Source organism: Arenicella chitinivorans, assembly GCF_014651515.1.
Taxonomy (GTDB): domain Bacteria; phylum Pseudomonadota; class Gammaproteobacteria; order Arenicellales; family Arenicellaceae; genus Arenicella; species Arenicella chitinivorans.
Genome location: NZ_BMXA01000001.1, coordinates 1,021,831 through 1,040,009 on the forward strand (window position 1 = coordinate 1,021,831; position 18,179 = coordinate 1,040,009).

Consider the following 18,179-nt stretch of genomic DNA (forward strand, 5'->3'; position numbering starts at 1 on the left):
CGAAGGGGCAGTGGTTCAAACTGCATAGAGCAGGCTAAGCCCCAATTAATAACTTGAAAACAAATCCGTAGAGGAGGAGTAGTAAATGTCATTAAGTTTACGAAGAGTAGCTGCAGCATTAGCCCTTGCTGGTGTCGCGGCGCCCGGTGTGAGCATCGCACAAGATGATTCATCACCGTTTATCGAAGAGATTGTGGTCACCGCTACCAAGCGGGCTCAAACCTTACAAGACATTCCAATTGCGGTGTCGGTCACATCGTCAGATACTATCGAGCGCGCTCAGATCCAGGACATCAGTGATCTACAAAGCGTGGTACCAAGCTTGCGCGTGAGCCAGTTGCAAAGTTCCACCAACACCAATTTCGTAATTCGTGGTTTCGGGAATGGTGCGAACAACCCGGGTATTGAGCCATCTGTTGGTGTGTTCATCGACGGCGTTTATCGTTCTCGTTCCGCTGGCGCCATTTCTGATTTACCTAATTTGGAGCGTGTGGAAGTTCTGCGTGGTCCGCAAAGTACGTTGTTCGGTAAGAACGCATCGGCTGGTGTCATCAACGTTGTTACGGCGAAGCCATCAGGCGAAACAGCCGGCAAAATTTCCGGGACCATCGGCAATTATGGCCAATTAATCGCTAAGGGCTATGTGGAGAGCGCGTTCAGTGATACGGCAGCGTTCAGCTTGTCAGCATCGACCAATACGCGCGATGGCTATGTCGAAAATCTGGCCACTGGCGGCGAGTTAAACGACCGTGATCGTCAGTCTTTCCGCGGCCAATTGTTGTTGAACCCAAGCGACGCGACTGAGATTCGTTTCATTGCAGACTACGACACAATCGACGAGAAGTGCTGCGCCACAGTCAACCTGATCAGCGGTCCTGCCACTAATGCGATTCGTTTTGCGGGCGGCAATATCGTTGCAAATGATCCTGAAGCGCTGACGACTTATACGAACATTGATCCAAACAACCAGCTGGATAACACCGGCTTGTCAATGCAGATCGATCATGACTTCGACAGCTTTACGTTTACCTCGATTTCGTCGTTCCGAAATGTCGATTCGCGTTATGACATCGATGCAGATTTCACCAGTGCCGATGTGATTACCAACGAAATTCTGACTGATATCGATACCTTTACTCAAGAGTTCCGTCTCACGTCAAACAGTGGCGAGTTCATGGACTGGATGGTTGGCGGTTTCTATTTTGACGAATCCATCGACTATCAGGACGACCTGCCATTTGGTACTGCGTATCGTCGTTACCTCGATGCGTTGGCCGTTGGTGCTGGTGCGCCTGGCGCAATTGGCACAGTTGAAGCCATTCTCGGCCTGCCCGTTGGTCAAGCGTTCGGCCAAGTAGGCCAAGGTTTTACCCATCAGTCGACATTGGATAACCAAGCGATTTCGTTATTTACTCAGCTTGATTTTCATTTGACCGATTCGTTCACTGCAACGGTTGGATTGAGCTACACCAAAGACGAAAAAGAAGCCTCGACGCGTCAAACACGTGGCGATGCGTTTTCAGGTGTTGACCGTGTTGAATTGGGTACCGGCGTGATTTTTAACCAAATCACAGGTTTAGCGCCAACCCCACAAAACTTCGCGTTGGTGCCGCAAGCGTTCCAAGCGGCGGCTGGGCTGGCTTCGAATCCTGCGACCAACCCGTTCACTGGTTTGCAGGCGTTTCAGTTCTTGCCACCCTACGTGGATTTTCCGAACGCGGTGGAAGACGGCAAATCTGACGACGATGAATTGACCTACACGTTGCGCCTCGCATACGACATTAGTGACAGCTTGAATGTGTATGCTGGTGCATCTACGGGTTTCAAGGCGACGTCTTGGAACTTGAGTCGTGACGCACGTCCGTTCGCGGAAGACGTGGCAGCGTTAACAGCTGCCGGGTTGCGTACAGCAAACTTGATTCCAGGCACGCGTTTCGCAGGTCCGGAAGAAGCCACGGTGTATGAAATCGGTTTGAAATCCAGTTTTGAGCGCGGTTCCTTTAACTTGGCACTCTTCGATCAATCGATTGAGGGCTTTCAGTCAAACGCCTTTATTGGTACAGGGTTTAACCTGACCAACGCCGGTAAACAATCAACGGTCGGTGCTGAGTTTGATTTGGTGGTTTACCCCACTGATTCACTGCAGTTGACCTTAGGCGGTACTTGGCTGGATCCAAAGTACGATTCATTCGTTGGTGCAGGACGTGATCCTTTAACGGGTGTGGTGACGGATTTAAGTGGAGAGAAAGCGGCGAACATCAATGAATGGAGCTTGTCGGCATCTTTTACCTATCGCTTTAACATTGGCTCTAATGATGCATACTTCCGTGGTGACTACTTCTATGAAGACTTAGTCCAAATCGGCGATAGAAACCCGAATCCAACAATCGATGTTTCTCAGTTCGATCGCGAAACTAAGAACCTAAACTTGGCCGCGGGCATCAATACTGAAAGCGGACTTGGCTTTTCAGTTTGGGTGCGTAATGCCACCGATCATGTTTCATTGATCAGTGCGTTCCCATCCGTCGCTCAGTCGGGTAGCTTCACGGGTTATCGTACGCAACCACGCACTTACGGTGTCACAATCTCTAAAGACTTCTAAACCGGAGTCGTTGTGATCCGTCTATAATGTACGTGAAACAGCGCAAAACCGGCGTCGAGCATTGACTCGACGCCGGTTTTTTTTAATCCATCGAAAGGTAAACGCGCTCTAAAATAGGTCTTTAATCATGACACACGTTTTTAAAACGGTCCCTACTATTGAAATTGGGGCAGGGTGCAGCAAGACACTCCACGATGTTTGCCTACGAGTCGGTATTAGTAAGCCTTTCATCGTGTCTGATCCTGGCGTAGTGAAATGTGGAATACTAAAGCCTGCAATGGCGAGTATTGAGGACTACGTTTTGTATCAGGATGTGGTGGCTGACCCGCCACAGGCCACAGTTGAAGCAGCAATAGAACAAGCTATTAGGTCACAATGTGACGGTGTGGTCGGTTTTGGCGGCGGCAGCTCCATGGATGTGGCAAAACTCGTTGCGGTTGCCGCGCTGGGCGACCAACATCTGACCGACATGTATGGTGTTGATATGATCTCAGGTGGTCGTTTGCCGCTGATCCAGATTCCAACCACAGCGGGTACGGGTTCCGAGGCGACTGCGGTGGCGATAGTAACGACTGGTGAGCACACTAAATCTGGCGTTGTGTCTTATCGATTGTTTGCGGATGCAATTTTACTGGATGCTGAGCTGACAGTAGGACTGCCCCCAGCAGTGACGGCCGCGACTGGTATTGATGCCATGGTGCATGCGATTGAAGCCTACACCAGTAAACGTTTGAAAAACCCGATTTCCGATATGCTTGCACTGCAAGCACTTGGATTGTTGTCTGCCAACATCAAAGCAGCTGTAATCAATGGCACGGATATTGTTGCGCGCGAGAAGATGTTGCTGGGCGCGATGTTGGCCGGTCAAGCCTTTGCCAACGCACCGGTCGGCGCGGTGCATGCGCTCGCTTATCCGCTGGGCGGTATCTACCACATTCCTCACGGTTTAAGTAATTCGTTGGTGCTGCCGCATGTACTTCGCTTTAATGCCGAGTACGCTGCCACGATGTACGATGAATTGGCGGCTGTGGTCTTTGGTTCAGTCGAGCCAAACGCCGGTGCGTACCAGTTGGCAGATTATTTTTACGCGTTGGCCCAAGAGCTTGGCTTACCCGTTGCATTACGCGCTATGAATATTGAAGAGGGCGGCTTATCGGAGCTGGCCGAACAATCAATGTTGCAGGAACGCCTTCTGATCAATAATCCTCGTACCGTTGCACTGGATGAGGCATTGATGATTTATCAACAAGCGTATTGAGAATAGTGAGGTGAGTATGAGTTCTCAGCGAGATCAATACGCTTATTTTGCGCCAATTACCACGCGCTGGCACGACAACGATATCTATGGGCACGTCAATAATGTGGTGTATTACAGTTACTTTGATAGCGTGGCCAATCGTTTTTTGATTGAACAGGGCGGGCTCGATATCCATCAAGCCGACATCGTGGGCTTTGTGGTCAATTCCACGTGCCACTATCATTCACCCGTTGCATACCCGGAACCCTTGGAAGGCGGGTTTAAGGTCAATAAGCTGGGTAATAGCTCGGTAGAATACGGGTTAGCAATTTTTCAACAGAATGCTGACATGGCTTCTGCCAGTGGCAGCTTCACACATGTGTTTGTGGATCGTCATACTGGCAAGTCGGTGAGCATACCAAAATCAATTCGGCAGGCGCTCGAATCTGCCATTCGCTAAATTAGGAGTAAGTATGGGAAAAACAGTGAGTCCTGACGCTATCGCGTCAGAAATAGGTAATGAAATTGGCGTGTCAGACTGGTTCGAAGTTACTCAGGAAAACGTGAACAAGTTTGCCGATGTCACCTTAGATCACCAATTCATTCATATTAATCCAGAGCAAGCTGCCAAGACGCCATTTGGCGGTACCATTGCGCATGGGTTTTACACCATGTCGATGTTGTCACACTTTTCTGAGAACGGATGCGGATTGCGCGTAGAAGGCACCAAAATGGGTGTGAACTATGGTTGCGACAAACTCCGATTTATTCATCCAGTACGTGTTGGTTCACGAATCCGTGGCCGCTCGGTATTGAAAGAGGTTCAAGAAAAACAACCTGGGCAATTTTTATTCAAACAAGAAATCACTGTGGAAATCGAAGACGTCGATAAGCCAGCGCTCATTGCAGAGTGGCTGACCATGGTGTTTGTGTAACTGAGAGATTGAGGAAGAGAAAATGAGTATCAGTTTTGAAAACCAAGTTGCGATCGTCACGGGTGCTGGTAACGGTCTGGGCCGCAGCCATGCACTCGAATTAGCACGCCGTGGGGCAAAAGTGGTGGTGAATGACCTCGGTGGTGCGCGTGATGGCACAGGTGGTTCCAGCGACGCGGCACGTGAAGTCGTCGCCTTGATTGAAAACGATGGCGGTGAAGCAATTGCTAACGGCGCTAACGTCGCCAAATATGATGAAGTCGAAGCCATGGTGAAACAGGCTGTCGACAAGTGGGGACACGTTGATGTGTTGGTCAACAATGCCGGTATTCTGCGCGATAAAACTTTTGCCAAAATGTCGTTGGACGACTTTTCCTCCGTTGTTGATGTGCACCTGATGGGCAGCGTTAACTGCACCAAAGCGGTCTGGGAACAGATGCGTGAACAAAATTATGGGCGTATCGTGATGACGACATCTTCGAGTGGTATGTACGGTAATTTTGGTCAGGCCAACTACGGTGCCGCCAAAATGGCATTGGTCGGTTTTATGAATACGCTGGTGCTGGAAGGCAAAAAATACGGGATACACGTGAACACCTTGTCGCCAACGGCGGGTACTCGCATGTTGGAGGACATTATCGAAGATAAACAGGTGATGGATATCATGAGCGTGGAGTCGGTTACCGCTGGTCTAATCACGCTGTGTGACAAAGAAGCACCAAATAGAACAATATTATGTGCAGGCGCCGGTGGTTACGCGGTGACGCATATTTATGAAACGGAAGGTATTTATCTGCCACCGGAAGCGCAAACACCAGAAGAAGTGCGCCGCAACTTCGCTGCGATTGACGATCCTGATGGGGAAAAATTATTTACTGCTGGATTCGAACAAACAAACAAGTTTGTTGAGAAGGCAATTGCTTATCTTAAGTCGAAAGCATAAAAAAAAGCCTGCTCAAAGAGAGCAGGCCGAATGGAGCGACAAATCAGGCTGTAAATAATGCAAAAATGGAGGTTGGCCGTAAAAGCCAACCTCCTAAACCACGAGTGTATGAATTACTAAGGATATTGTTATAAGAATTCGTTTCTGTGTTTATTTTTGCAGTTAGTGAATTTTTCTTTGACGTTTACTGAAAGGATATTTTGACCGGAAACGTCATGCGACAAGGTTGTCCATCGCAGCTGGCTGGGTCAAAGCGCGCACTGCGTAACACTTCTTCTGCTTTTAGGCTCAACGCCTGCGCTGGAGAAGCTTGAACGGTAATCGTTTCAACGAAGCCAAACTGGTTTACATCCGCGATCAAGACTAGGTCGCCGGTCGCACCAATCTTGTGGTTCGCTTCGATGACTGGTTGGTAGACTTGTTTCAGTCCGTGTCGGGGGAACGGTGGTGTGTCATTGAGGCCTAAGGATTCATAGGCAGACTTGACCAATGCTTTCTGACTGGCGCTTAGTGCCACGTAGCTGGTATCAAATGGCAATGGTGCGGTAGCAGCAACGCTTGGAATTTTCGAACCGGAAGGTGGCTCTCCACGTAAGTGGTAGGAAGATTGTGAGCTTGCGGCACTCGCAGACGCAACCGTCAATAGCGCGGCAAGTGCGGAAATAATAACGCCTGATTTTTTCATGATGACTCCTCTGGTTTAAGACAGCTTTATTGCCGCCTCTAGTAACTTAGATGCGAGGAGTCGAGATTTGGATTCAAAAAATTGTCAGGAATCTACCATAGCGTCAGTTAGCTGATGTTGCAGTAATCGGAACAATTGATTTTTGAGCTGGTTAGCTGTGTTGCCAGAAGTATGGTGTGAAGTTATGCCGGAACCACCGATTCGAGCATGGCGCGAACGTTATCGAGCGGGATACCGGCATCTTTGGCTTTGCTGATCGCTTCGTCCACCGTGATGGAGCCAGCTGGGATCTGCCCGAGGGCCCAAATTACGGTTGAGCGCATTCCGCTGCGGCAGTGGATGAAGATTGGGTCAGTGGTTGCGTCCAATACTTCTTTGAAATCGTGTACGGTCGACTCCGGCAGCGGTTGCCCGTTTGCCATGGGCAAATAATGGTATTCCATACCCCGTTCCTCGGCCAGTTTAGTTGCGTCTGCATGGCTTAGTTGGCCGGGTTCTTCGCCGTCGGGCCGGTTGTTGATAATGACTTTAATACCAGCTTGTGCCAATGCATCAAAATCTTGCGCGGTGATTTGACCGCCGACGTGAATGTTTTGGTGTAAATGTTTCATACTGTGACTACCTGCATAGCTCAACGAAGGGTGAATTGTTTAACCAGTCGCTTTAGTTCTTGTATTTGGTCGTTCGAATTACTCGAAGCTTCACCATAGCGTATATTCTCATAAATGTCGGTGATTTGCGCAATTGCCGCCGATTCCTGCGGTGCAGCGGTGATTGCTTTTTCGGCAAATTCCCGCGGTGTCTCACTGGGCAACTTGTGGATGTCCACTTTGTCGAATTGCTTTATAAAACGCAAATACAGCCGTTGCGCCTCACTGCGTGGAACACGTTTGGGGAGTAAGCGCCAAAAATAGAATAACATCAGCGTCGATACCGCGGCGAACATAAGCATAATTAGCACGTAAGCACTATTGCGGCCTTCAAAACCAAATTTACTCAGTAACTCTTTTTGTGTTTTGAAATCATAGTCAACAATCCATTTGTTCCATTGGTACGAGATATTGCTCCAAGTTTCGCGCAGTTGTCGCATCATGCGGGTACCGGTGCCTGGGTTCAGAAATTCTGAGAGCGTGCCGCCGCCAAGGCCGTTAAGTCCGTCTTCGTCCCACAGTTCCATGAGTGCGTCCATGCCGTACTCGATCCGCTCCGGGCTAATGGCCGCCGTTGGGTCTACGCGTTGCCAACGGCCATTAATCCAGACCTCGCTCCACGCGTGGGCATCGGAGTAACGTACTTCAAGGAAATTGCCAGTACGATTGAAGCGACCACCTTGATAGCCGACAACGACGCGTGCCGGCACGTTTAACCAGCGCATTAGAATGGTGAAGGCGCTGGCATAATGCTCGCAATAACCTACCCGCGTGTTGAGAAGGAAATCTTCTATTTTATTGTCATCCCGCAGTCCCTCAGGCATTAGTGAATAGGCGAAATCATTTTGTTGGAAGTACCCATACGCCAGCCGGACCAGGTCCGCATCGTTTTGTGCTTGCTCGCGCCATTCAGATAACAGTGCCATTAGCTTTGCGCTTGGCTCGCTTTCGACCTGAGGTTTTCCTTGCGGTGCTGGTGCGGGAATCGCCTGATTTAAGTTCGAGCTACCGAAGTAAGTGAAGGACGTTGCACTCGGTTCGCGTTGCACCATTGAATAGTCCAGCAGTAATCGGCCCAGCTCCGCCCCAGAGATGTAATCCAGGTAGGGTATGAATAGATCGGAAGATTGCTCGTGCAGAACCTGGTATTTGATCCGTCCTGACTCCAGATCCAATTTGCTATGCATTTCTTTGGAGCGTTGGAAATCTTGCACGCTGGGCGACCTGACTCGCCACGAGAAATTTTCCTCAACGTCCATGACTTTGACTCGCCAGTAACGGTCGGCAGGTGCCGGTACGTTGCCTTCAAATTCGACGCGAAATGCGAGCGCGTTGTTAAATGCAGATGAGGCAAGATCGCCCGCAACTAAGCTGTCTCCGAGTTCTGAGGTGCGCTCGTCCTGCGAAGGTAGAAAGCCAAAATCGCCTTGGATACGTGGAAACAGAAAAAACAACAAAATTGCCAGTGGTAGGGCCTTTAGTACGATCATCGCGGCCGATTTGAACGGCTTGATCCAGTGCTGTACGGTGGGGTCGCTAAGCTGAAATAAGATGCTGGTTATGGCCAGCGTATACAGGACAACGATGCCGATGCTGAGAATCGAGGAATTGAACAGAAAGCTGGAGGCGGCGAGAAAGTACAGTATCAGACAGACGACAAAATAATCTCTAAGGCCACGAGATTCGAGAAATTTTAGTGCGACCAGCAAAACTAAAAAACTGATGCCCGCGCGTTGCCCATTCCAGCCGCCGTAAAGAAATACAATCAACACTAGGCTGAAGATCGTCAGTGCCATCATCAGAAGTCGTGGTGGGGCAGTGCGTCCACGGATTAATAGCCCGACTTTTAGCGCATAGACCGCGACCGCGAACAGACCAATGGCGGGATCAGCAATCTGAAAATGCATCAGTACAGCAATGCCGATAATGAACGCCAACTGCAACAAAGTGGCGTGATGTGGTGAATGCGTCGGCGGAGTGCTCGGTAGCGGGGGTAAGCTCAAGCCAAACCGTTCAAGAAGCTTAATCACGGACTGACCTCGTCATCGCCCCACAACGCCAGAACCCGGAGGCAGGCATGGTAATGGTTTTGCCCTTTGTCGAACGCCAAGGTGTGATTCGGCATCTCAAGTTGATATCGTTGATCGGCTTTTTCAGCTTCGATCAGCCAAAAGCAGAGTTGGCTCAGTCGATCTTCAATCGACATGGCAGAAGGTAGGTTAAACCAGCTAAGGTTAACAGCGCTATTGGTTTGATTTTCATATTGAATGGAAACCAGCTTATTCGTTTTGGCTAGTGACGGCCAATGAATATCGCGTAGGCGATCTCCGGCCTGATAACTTTTCATACCGGCGTAATCCTCGGCACCAACTCTGACATTGGGGTTGGCTTGTTGCTGGCCTTCATTGGCTCCGTCCTCAGGTAATGCAATCAAGTCCAGTGGTTGGGGGTATACCAAGCAACGTTGATCTGAGAAAAATCGTTTGGTCCAACAAAAGAAAATGCCGATGGGGAACTGCGAGCTGATGATAATGGGATCACAAGTGAGGTAGCCGCGTTGAATGGTTGGTAGCTTCAAATCAACCTGCTGTGAATCATCGGCGCTTAAATTGCACAGTTTGTGAAAACCGCCACAGATCAGCCACACGGCTGAGCGTGGTTTGCCGCTGGCATTTTTGAGCGTGACCGGGAAAATAGCGGATTCGCCGAGGAACACAGACTTGCTTGGTTGTGCTGAGAGCGATAAACCGATCACATTATTGTGCGTGTAAATCATGGCCACCAGTCCGACCGCGATCAAAATAAACAGCATCATAAATGCGGCTTGATTGTCGAATTTTACGGCGATCCCGAACAGTGCCACCAGAATCAGCGAATAATACCAGCCGATTCGGGTTGGCAGGATGTACAGTTGGCGTCGGCCGATGGTGAATTCGTGCATGTCTAGCGGGAATTGAGGGCTCGAAGTTTACAAAATTTCAGTGCTATTAATGATTGATGTCAATTCAGTCACAGTGTCCGAGCCATCAGCGCAATGCAAGCGATGAGCCGCCGTGAAGGGGGCGAGAAGTTTGATGTCGTCCGGTAGTGCTTTGTCTCGGCCTTCCAGCATGGCCAACGCTTTGGCGGCTTGCAACCATTGCAGGCCGGCACGCGGAGACAGGCCTGTCACAAAAACACCGCTTTCTCGCGTTTTTGCCAGCAAGGTTTGTAGATAGACGACCAGTGATTCGCTGACATGAATTTTATCCACCAGCGCGATCAGGTTGGCGACTTCGGTCTGACTAAAGATAGCGGTGTTGAGTTCGGGGCGTTGGTTTTGTTGTAGTAGTAACTTGCGCTCATGTTCGGCACTCGGGTAGCCGAGCGAAAGCCGCATCAAAAAACGATCAAGCTGTGACTCCGGCAGCGGAAAGGTACCGCTTTGCTCCAGCGGGTTTTGGGTGGCGATCACAAAAAAGGGATCACTTAAACTCACTTGTCTTCCTTCGATTGAAACTTCCTTCTCCTCCATTGCTTGCAGCAGTGCACTTTGGCTTTTTGGCGTCGCACGGTTGATTTCGTCAGCCAGTAGGATGGAGGTAAACAAGGGGCCTTTTTTGAAATGGAATTTTTTGCTCTCCATATCAAATATAGTCATCCCGATAATGTCCGTCGGTAGCAGGTCGCTGGTGAACTGAACGCGCTTAAATGGCAGCCCCAAGAGATTTGCCAGCGCATGCGACAGTGTGGTTTTCCCCACGCCCGGAATGTCTTCAATTAATAAATGACCACGCGCCAGCAGACACACGACAGCCAGCTTAGTGGCCAATGGATTGCCGAGGATTACGGTGTTGAGCCGATCCAGTAGGGTATCGAGTTTTTGCATACGTTAAGCTATGTTGGTTTACGTTGTACGGAATTCAATGTCAATTGGACTATGGATTGTCGGTTCTAACCCGAGCGGGTCTGTGTTTGCGACGGTATAACCAGCGGATCAGCGGGATGACATGTGCGTTACCGTTGATCAGTGTGTCAACCAATTCATGATTGTCGCGAAGCCTGTGTGCCAGGATGGTTTTGTGCTGCCGCCCGCAGACTAGCAATTCGTCGTCCAGCTGAATTTGTGTTTCAGGGTCCGGCAGTAGATGACTCATGCCGCCTCGCAGCAACAGCAAGGGAATGGCAAGCTCGTTGGTGAATCGCGGATGCTCGCATAATTGTGCAATCGTAATTTTGCCACCGCGATCAACATGATTGAACAAGGCGGGCGCGCGCTCAGCGCTGATCACAAGGCGCCAGGTGCTGGGCGCACGGTGGTGTGTCAGATTGCTAATGCGTTGAATTAAATCGTTGGTTGCCTTGGGCGATAAGGTGGTTGAATACTGAATAAAGCGGGCAACCAGCGGGCGCGAAATAATGGTCAGCACCTGATTGGCAATGACTTGGCTGCGTCTGAAAATATAATCACAGCGTGCGTGCTCGAACAACACATTATCGGTTTCGTGACTCACGCGACCGATCGTGACGATGTCTTTATTTAGTTGCTTTGCGGTAATTAGAATCGACAAGTTGTTGGCGTCATCGTTACTGGCAGCCACGATAACTGTCGCATCTTCAATGTTTGCTTCTCGGAGTGTTTTAGCCTCGGTGCCACGCCCGACAATGGTGCCTTGTGGTGCCATCTGAGCAATCGGGTCTGCGTCCACCACGGTTAACTTGATGTCTGATTCGGCCAGTGCCTCATAGACCGCGCGGCCAAATCGGCCATAGCCGCAAATGATCCAGTGCCCGCTAGGTAGGCCATCCTGTGCGATTTTGTGGTCAATATGCTCGGCGCTGGATTGGTTAATGAACCAATTCTGAATGCGGTGCAGTGCCGGGTTTTGGGTCAATAAGCGCAGTCGTTTGGCGAATGTTAGGTAGGGGTTGACGATGGCGTTCGTGCCAAATGACGCCATATTATCGGCTTCGTCCTGGATCTCAGAACGACAAATCACCGGCACACCGTTGTTAACCAGTTTGCTGGCAACCGCTACCTTAAGGTTTGTGTGATCGTTTTGCGTGACTGCGATAACGCCGCGGCAGAAAGGTGAATTGATTCCAGCGGACGATAAGTTTTTTGGTTCAGTGATGTCGGCTTTGAGTACAATCGGCGCCACTAATAAATTCTCGAGCTCCAGTGAATTTGTGCGCTCTGGGTTTTGGTCGATGAGCACCGTTTGCATCCCCATCTCGGCTAGGCCACGAGTGATAAGTTCGCCAGTTTCCCCATAGCCGCAAATAATGTAGAAGGGCTGATCGATGCGTCGGATGCTGACTCTAAATTGACGTTCTGACACGGCGGTCTGAAACGTTTCATCTTGCGCCAGTCGAAGTAGGCTCCCGATTCCATAAAGCCACGCAATTACCGAGGTGTAAATGCACGCAAGAACCCAGGCTCGCTGCGCATCAGTGAACGGGTAGGGTATCTCGCCGAAGCCAATTGTTGTGCCCATGAAGCTGACAAAATAAAAGGCATGAAAGAAATCCATGTGCCAAACGTTGCCATCGGCATCTTGACCTGGAATAAGTGTCATGCCGAGCGTCGATACTGCGTACACGCTGATCAAAAAGATCAGCGGAACCCGCATTCGTCGCAATACTAGAAAAAAGATATCAGACACAAGCGTTTATTATCAGTAACTAAAGTGATCGTCTTGATGTATCGATCACTTACTTACGTACCTGGCTGGTCTCAATGATTAACAGAATTACCGATATGATGTTGGCGATCAGCGCGCCACCGGCCAATGATGTGATGCTGGCCATTGTCATCGGAGACATCGTCTGCCCGCCCGTTGTAGCCAGAGCCCAGCTGATTGCAGCCGCGATCAATAGTCCGTCCACCACTAGGCTAGAAGCCAGCACGGTCGAGCCAAATTGCGTTCGATCACCGAATTTCATAATCGTGCAAATCAAGCTAACAACCAGTGCCGCAAACAGCTCGTACGGGTGATGATGCGCTGGTTCAGCGATCTCACCGATAAAAAAACCGAAGTTAAGTGACATGGCGAGAATAATGAAGAACGCAAAAACGACTTTTTCAAAATTCATAGGGGTTCCTGTGTTGACGGATTCTTAAACTAGTTTGGTATATGGTATGCGCTAGCGGTAGAAAGCCTTGGCTTTTGACCGCCTAGTTTGGTCCACAGGGCAGAGCTTAGCACAAAGCGCATAAATTGGTGTTTTGCATTCTCTGGGCCGAATAATCGCGGGGCAAGCTGGGCTGCGAGCATGCTTTATTTTGATCCCGGAACTAACTGTTGCTCGGTTTGGCAAAGTTGTATACTATTCGCGCGCAAGAGGCATGCCGACCGGTGGACTGGTCGTCCCTGATGTCGGCACTGCACGCTAACTCACGATAGGCAGCCAACTTGATATTTGGCGAGGTAATCATTGTTATTCAAGATTAAGAAAGGGCTTGATATCCCATTGAAGGGCCGTCCCGATGAGCGTATTGATGTGGCAAACGATGTCAAAACCGTTGCTGTTCTAGGGAGTGACTATATTGGGTTGAAGCCGACGATGTTGGTTCGAGAAGGTGATCAAGTAAAAGTTGGGACGCCGCTGTTCGAAGATAAGAAAAACCCAGGTGTCATCATAACCTCGCCCGCGGCAGGTACCGTGGCTGCGATCAATCGAGGTGCCAAGCGTGCGCTGGTCTCGGTGGTGATTGCGATTGAAGGCGACGACGCTGAGCTTTTTGACTGCAAAGAAGTCGCGTCCGCGTCTGAAGCCGATGTGCGCAAAGTTTTGCAGGCGTCCGGCCTTTGGGTTGCGTTTCGAACGCGTCCCTACGGCAAAATTCCCGCGATCGACAGCAGTGCGAATTCGATTTTTGTGAATGCAATGGATACGAATCCGTTGGCAGTGGACCCGGCCGTTGTGATTGATGAACGCGCTGCCGATTTCGCGCTAGGCGTCAGCATTCTTGGGAAATTTGATATTCCAGTTTACGTGTGTCAATCCGATACTGCACAATTGCCAAGCTTGTCTGGGAGCGCTGTTAAAACAGCACGTTTTAGCGGCAAGCATCCGGCAGGGTTGAGTAGCACGCATATTCACCATATCGATCCGGTGTTCGCACAGAAAACAGTATGGACGATTGGCTATCAAGACGTGATTGCGCTGGGTGCTCTGTTTAATCAAGGCAAGTTAGATGTCAGCCGTTATGTGGCGCTGGCTGGGCCTTTAGTTAATTCACCACGGGTCTTCAAGACACGCGCTGGTGCGAATGTCAGCGAATTGATCGAAGGCCGCACCGCGGACGGCAAGAAACGCGTGATTAGTGGTTCAGTGCTCAATGGTCACACGGCCACAGGTGATGCCGACTATCTTGGTCGCTATGACAACCAAGTGTCAGTCATACGTGAGCACGATGAGCGCGAGTTCATGGGTTGGATTGCACCGGGACGCACCAAGTTTTCAGCGCTGAATGTGCTTATCTCCAGCATTTTCAAGCCAAAGACTTACGATATTTCTACGTCACAGCATGGCAGCCCGCGTGCTGTGGTGCCGGTTGGCGTGTTTGAAAAAGTCATGCCACTCGATATCTTGCCAACGCCACTGATTCGCTCCCTACTAGTGAAAGACACCGACGCCTCGCAGGAGCTGGGATGTCTTGAGCTGGTGGAAGAGGATTTGTCGCTGTTGTCTTTTGTAGACCCTGGTAAGCACGATTTCGGTCCTTTATTACGTTCCACGCTCACTCAAATCGAGAAGGAAGGTTAGCTTTATGTCTTTTCTACGTCGAACACTCGATAGTATTCATCCGCACGTTACTGATGGTGGCAAGTACCAAAAGTTTTATGCTTTGTACGAGGCGGTTGATACCATTTTTTACTCACCAGCCGATGTAAACCGCGGCCGCAACCACGTGCGTGACGCGATTGATTTGAAGCGCGTCATGATCTATGTCTGGTTGGCAGCAATGCCCACCGTATTGATGGGTTGTTACAATGTCGGCCTTCAGGCAAATACAGCGATGGCCAGTTTGGGTATCACCGAAGTCGCAGGCTGGCGTGGTGATCTTCTGAGCCTATTTGGTATTGGTGTAGACCCGACCAGCGTTTTCGATAATTTCTGGCATGGTTTCTGGTATTGGTTCCCAATTTACGCCACTGTGTTTATTGTTGGTGGTTTTTGGGAAGTTTTGTTTGCGTCCGTGCGCGGGCATGAAATCAACGAAGGTTTTTTCGTCACGTCAATTCTATTCAGTCTGATCGTGCCAGCGACGCTACCGTTGTGGCAGGCGGCTCTCGGTATTAGTTTTGGTATTGTGATTGGCAAAGAGGTTTTCGGTGGTACCGGTAAGAACTTCCTGAACCCGGCACTCACTGCGCGTGCCTTTCTATACTTTGCTTATCCAGCTCAGATTTCGGGCGATGCGGTCTGGACAGCGGTTGATGGTTATACCGGCGCCACGGCGCTGAGTGTTGCCGCTAGCGGTGGTGTTCAAGCCTTGACTGAGGCCGGGTACTCGTTGCAGCAATCGTTTGTTGGCCACATTGCCGGCTCAATCGGTGAAACATCTCTGATAGCGATTGGTATGGGTGCGTTGTTCCTTCTATTTACCAAGGTTGCGTCTTGGCGCATCATGCTGGGCGTTGCGGTCGGTGTGGTTGCCACGGCGGTTCTGTTTAATGTGATTGGCAGCGACACCAACCCTATGTTCAGTGTGACGCCGCAGTGGCATTTTGTGATCGGCGGGCTAGCCTTTGGGATGGTGTTTATGGCCACTGACCCGGTGAGCGCATCAATGACTGATACTGGTCGTTTTTGGTATGGCTTTCTGATCGGATTGATGACCGTATTGATCCGCGTAGTGAACCCAGCATTTCCAGAAGGAATTATGCTGGCAATCCTCTTCGCTAACTTGTTTGCGCCACTCATCGACTGGTTTGTGGTGCAGTCAAATGTCAAACGTCGTGCGGCGCGCTACGCAGCCTAAGGAGAATTACCAATGAGACGAACTATGAATCATCGTCAGCGTGGATTCTTCCATCTGCCGAATGACAATATGATCAAGACCATCGGCGTTGCCACGCTGCTGTGTCTGGTGTGTTCTGTGATTGTGTCGGGCGCCGCCACCATGCTGCGTCCACAACAGATCGAGAACAAGTTACTAGATAAGAAGAGCAACATTCTCAGCGTAGCGGGAATCAGTGATCCGCAAAAAACGGTTGATGAGCTGTTTACACAAGTCGAAACGCGGGTAATTGATGTGCGCAGTGGTGAATACACTGATGCAGTTGATGCAGTGACATTCGATCAGCGTAAAGCATCAAAAGATCAAGCCTATCGATTGAGCCTTGCAAAGCAAGACGATATTGCACGCTTAGGCGGGATGTCGAAATACGCTAATGTGTATTTGGTACGGGATCAAAATGAGATCAGCAAAATCATCCTGCCCATTAAAGGCTATGGTTTGTGGTCGACATTGTATGGCTTTATAGCGTTAGAAAGTGACGGCAATACGGTCAGCGGCATTACGTTTTATGAGCACGGTGAAACCCCGGGTCTGGGCGGCGAAATTGAAAACGCCAAATGGCAGGCAAGTTGGCATGGCAAAGAAGTAGCCGAGAATATCGGTGAGCCAGTGATTCGCCTGGTCAAAGGCATGGTTGATCCAAAATCCAGCGATGCTGAACATAAGATCGACGGCCTGGCCGGCGCCACATTAACCAGTAACGGTGTCACTAATTTGGTGCAATTCTGGCTCGGTGAGAACGGTTTTGGTCCGTACCTAAAGCGTTTGCAATCCAGTTCAAATACCACAGTCAGCCAACCTGCTGCTACAACTAACACGACAAACGGGAAGAGCTAATCATGGCCAGCGAAGCAAGAAAAGCGCTGTTTGAACCTTTAGTTTCAAACAACCCAATCGCCTTACAAATTCTCGGTATCTGTTCCGCGCTGGCGGTAACGACACAACTTTCTGTCGCACTGATTATGTGCCTGGCGTTGACGAGTGTGACGGCATTTTCGAACCTGTCGATTAGTTTGATTCGAAACCATATCCCATCAAGTATTCGTATCATCGTGCAGATGACGATTATTGCGTCTTTGGTTATTGTGGTTGATCAGTTACTCAAAGCCTACGCATTCGATATCAGCAAAAAGCTGGCGGTATTCGTTGGTCTGATCATCACTAACTGTATTGTTATGGGGCGAGCTGAAGCGTATGCGATGAAAAATGGTCCTTGGCTGTCGTTTTTAGACGGCATCGGTAATGGGCTTGGCTACAGTTTGATTTTGATCATCGTCGGCACGGTTCGCGAGCTGTTGGGTTCCGGATCATTGCTGGGTTACCAGATTTTGACGCCGGTTTCCGAAGGCGGATGGTACACACCAAACGGACTAATGTTGTTGGCGCCGAGCGCGTTTATCATCATTGGTCTAACGATCTGGGCGATTCGCACTTTTAATAAAGAGCAAGTGGAGCAGCCCGACTTCGAAATTCAGGTGGCACATAAAGCTACTGGAGGATCGCACTAATGGATCTGTTGAGTTTAGCCGTAAAGGCGATTTTTATTGAAAACCTGGCACTGTCATTTTTCCTTGGCATGTGTACTTTCTTGGCGGTTTCTAAAAAGATTCAGACCGCGTTAGGGCTTGGTTTTGCGGTATTCGTGGTGCTTGCCATCACGGTGCCGATTAACAATCTAATTTATCAAAACTTTTTACGCGAAGGCGCCTTGGCGTGGGCTGGTTTTCCTAATGTTGATTTGAGCTTCCTTGGATTAATCAGTTACATCGGCGTTATCGCAGCATTGGTACAGATTTTAGAGATGTTTTTGGATCGATTTGTACCTGCTCTTTACAACGCGTTGGGTATATTTCTACCGTTGATTACAGTGAATTGCGCGATTTTGGGCGCGTCACTGTTCATGGTTGAGCGTGATTACACGTTCTCTGAGAGTCTAGTATACGGTGCCAGCAGCGGTGTTGGTTGGGCGTTGGCGATTGTGGCGTTGGCTGGAATTCGTGAGAAGCTGAAATACAGCGATGTACCAGATGGCCTTCAAGGCCTGGGCATTACCTTTATCACCGTCGGTTTGATGGCACTTGGCTTTCTGGCTTTCTCCGGTATCCAACTGTAAGGCG

The 18,179-nt window shown here is 49.8% G+C and carries 17 protein-coding genes; 10 read left to right on the forward strand and 7 right to left on the reverse strand.

What is annotated here, in order from left to right; all coding sequences use genetic code 11:
• Positions 1-85 precede the first annotated feature (85 nt).
• From IE055_RS04500 to IE055_RS04520, 5 genes are all read left to right on the forward strand, one after another.
• Entirely contained in the window at positions 86-2,602 is a 2,517-nt protein-coding gene (locus IE055_RS04500) for a TonB-dependent receptor (RefSeq protein WP_189398781.1), read from the forward strand.
• Positions 2,603-2,726: 124 nt separating this feature from the next.
• Entirely contained in the window at positions 2,727-3,860 is a 1,134-nt protein-coding gene (locus tag IE055_RS04505; RefSeq protein WP_373299171.1) for an iron-containing alcohol dehydrogenase, read from the forward strand.
• Between the two features lie 16 nt (positions 3,861-3,876).
• Positions 3,877-4,299 carry an acyl-CoA thioesterase gene (locus IE055_RS04510; RefSeq protein WP_189398783.1) on the forward strand — a complete coding sequence of 141 codons (423 nt, stop codon included), beginning with the start codon at positions 3,877-3,879 and terminating at the stop codon, positions 4,297-4,299.
• Positions 4,300-4,312: 13 nt separating this feature from the next.
• A complete protein-coding gene (locus tag IE055_RS04515) occupies positions 4,313-4,774 on the forward strand; it encodes a MaoC family dehydratase (protein ID WP_189398784.1) in 462 nt (153 codons plus the stop codon).
• Positions 4,775-4,796: 22 nt separating this feature from the next.
• On the forward strand, positions 4,797-5,717 hold the full coding sequence (locus tag IE055_RS04520) for an SDR family NAD(P)-dependent oxidoreductase (protein WP_189398785.1): 921 nt from the start codon (positions 4,797-4,799) through the stop codon (positions 5,715-5,717).
• A 184-nt stretch (positions 5,718-5,901) separates the two neighbouring features.
• Here IE055_RS04520 and IE055_RS04525 read toward each other — a convergent pair whose 3' ends face one another.
• The 7 genes from IE055_RS04525 to IE055_RS04555 all read right to left on the reverse strand — a co-directional run bounded on the left by IE055_RS04525 (position 5,902) and on the right by IE055_RS04555 (position 13,127).
• Positions 5,902-6,402: an energy transducer TonB gene (locus tag IE055_RS04525; protein ID WP_189398786.1), complete on the reverse strand. Its 501-nt coding sequence runs from the start codon at positions 6,400-6,402 to the stop codon at positions 5,902-5,904.
• A gap of 182 nt (positions 6,403-6,584) precedes the next feature.
• On the reverse strand, positions 6,585-7,013 hold the full coding sequence (locus tag IE055_RS04530) for a protein tyrosine phosphatase family protein (RefSeq protein ID WP_189398787.1): 429 nt from the start codon (positions 7,011-7,013) through the stop codon (positions 6,585-6,587).
• Between the two features lie 20 nt (positions 7,014-7,033).
• Complete coding sequence (locus IE055_RS04535) at positions 7,034-9,082, reverse strand: transglutaminase TgpA family protein (RefSeq protein WP_189398788.1); 2,049 nt, start codon at positions 9,080-9,082, stop codon at positions 7,034-7,036.
• Positions 9,079-9,993 carry a DUF58 domain-containing protein gene (locus IE055_RS04540; protein WP_189398789.1) on the reverse strand — a complete coding sequence of 305 codons (915 nt, stop codon included), beginning with the start codon at positions 9,991-9,993 and terminating at the stop codon, positions 9,079-9,081. The genes IE055_RS04535 and IE055_RS04540 overlap by 4 nt, the downstream gene beginning before the upstream one ends.
• Positions 9,994-10,020: 27 nt before the next feature.
• Entirely contained in the window at positions 10,021-10,920 is a 900-nt protein-coding gene (locus tag IE055_RS04545) for an AAA family ATPase (protein WP_189398790.1), read from the reverse strand.
• 49 nt (positions 10,921-10,969) lie between these two features.
• Positions 10,970-12,697, reverse strand: a complete 1,728-nt coding sequence (locus tag IE055_RS04550) for a potassium channel family protein (protein ID WP_189398791.1) — start codon at positions 12,695-12,697, stop codon at positions 10,970-10,972.
• A 49-nt stretch (positions 12,698-12,746) separates the two neighbouring features.
• Entirely contained in the window at positions 12,747-13,127 is a 381-nt protein-coding gene (locus tag IE055_RS04555) for a DUF6394 family protein (protein ID WP_189398792.1), read from the reverse strand.
• A 342-nt stretch (positions 13,128-13,469) separates the two neighbouring features.
• On the opposite strand from IE055_RS04555, the gene IE055_RS04560 reads away from it, so the two are divergent.
• From IE055_RS04560 to nqrE, 5 genes are read left to right on the forward strand one after another with little or no spacing between them, the layout of a single operon-like run.
• Positions 13,470-14,804: a Na(+)-translocating NADH-quinone reductase subunit A gene (locus IE055_RS04560; RefSeq protein ID WP_189398793.1), complete on the forward strand. Its 1,335-nt coding sequence runs from the start codon at positions 13,470-13,472 to the stop codon at positions 14,802-14,804.
• 4 nt (positions 14,805-14,808) lie between these two features.
• Positions 14,809-16,023 (forward strand): NADH:ubiquinone reductase (Na(+)-transporting) subunit B, encoded by a 1,215-nt coding sequence (locus IE055_RS04565; protein WP_189398794.1) that lies wholly within the window; start codon positions 14,809-14,811, stop codon positions 16,021-16,023.
• A 12-nt stretch (positions 16,024-16,035) separates the two neighbouring features.
• Positions 16,036-16,899 (forward strand): Na(+)-translocating NADH-quinone reductase subunit C, encoded by an 864-nt coding sequence (locus tag IE055_RS04570; RefSeq protein ID WP_229794132.1) that lies wholly within the window; start codon positions 16,036-16,038, stop codon positions 16,897-16,899.
• Positions 16,900-16,901: 2 nt separating this feature from the next.
• A complete protein-coding gene (locus IE055_RS04575; RefSeq protein WP_189398795.1) occupies positions 16,902-17,570 on the forward strand; it encodes an NADH:ubiquinone reductase (Na(+)-transporting) subunit D in 669 nt (222 codons plus the stop codon).
• Positions 17,570-18,175, forward strand: coding sequence for an NADH:ubiquinone reductase (Na(+)-transporting) subunit E (nqrE, locus tag IE055_RS04580; protein ID WP_189398796.1), 606 nt, complete (start codon positions 17,570-17,572; stop codon positions 18,173-18,175). The genes IE055_RS04575 and nqrE overlap by 1 nt, the downstream gene beginning before the upstream one ends.
• Positions 18,176-18,179: the final 4 nt, after the last annotated feature.

Bases quoted from the DNA above. Each gene is read 5' to 3' on its own strand.
- IE055_RS04555 (WP_189398792.1), bottom strand. From the start codon at position 13,127: ATGAATTTTGAAAAAGTCGTTTTTGCGTTCTTCATTATTCTCGCCATG.
- IE055_RS04520 (WP_189398785.1), top strand. From the start codon at position 4,797: ATGAGTATCAGTTTTGAAAACCAAGTTGCGATCGTCACGGGTGCTGGT.
- IE055_RS04540 (WP_189398789.1), bottom strand. From the start codon at position 9,993: ATGCACGAATTCACCATCGGCCGACGCCAACTGTACATCCTGCCAACC.
- IE055_RS04530 (WP_189398787.1), bottom strand. From the start codon at position 7,013: ATGAAACATTTACACCAAAACATTCACGTCGGCGGTCAAATCACCGCG.
- IE055_RS04570 (WP_229794132.1), top strand. From the start codon at position 16,036: ATGAGACGAACTATGAATCATCGTCAGCGTGGATTCTTCCATCTGCCG.
- nqrE (WP_189398796.1), top strand. From the start codon at position 17,570: ATGGATCTGTTGAGTTTAGCCGTAAAGGCGATTTTTATTGAAAACCTG.
- IE055_RS04515 (WP_189398784.1), top strand. From the start codon at position 4,313: ATGGGAAAAACAGTGAGTCCTGACGCTATCGCGTCAGAAATAGGTAAT.
- IE055_RS04500 (WP_189398781.1), top strand. From the start codon at position 86: ATGTCATTAAGTTTACGAAGAGTAGCTGCAGCATTAGCCCTTGCTGGT.
- IE055_RS04545 (WP_189398790.1), bottom strand. From the start codon at position 10,920: ATGCAAAAACTCGATACCCTACTGGATCGGCTCAACACCGTAATCCTC.
- IE055_RS04575 (WP_189398795.1), top strand. From the start codon at position 16,902: ATGGCCAGCGAAGCAAGAAAAGCGCTGTTTGAACCTTTAGTTTCAAAC.
- IE055_RS04525 (WP_189398786.1), bottom strand. From the start codon at position 6,402: ATGAAAAAATCAGGCGTTATTATTTCCGCACTTGCCGCGCTATTGACG.
- IE055_RS04510 (WP_189398783.1), top strand. From the start codon at position 3,877: ATGAGTTCTCAGCGAGATCAATACGCTTATTTTGCGCCAATTACCACG.
- IE055_RS04565 (WP_189398794.1), top strand. From the start codon at position 14,809: ATGTCTTTTCTACGTCGAACACTCGATAGTATTCATCCGCACGTTACT.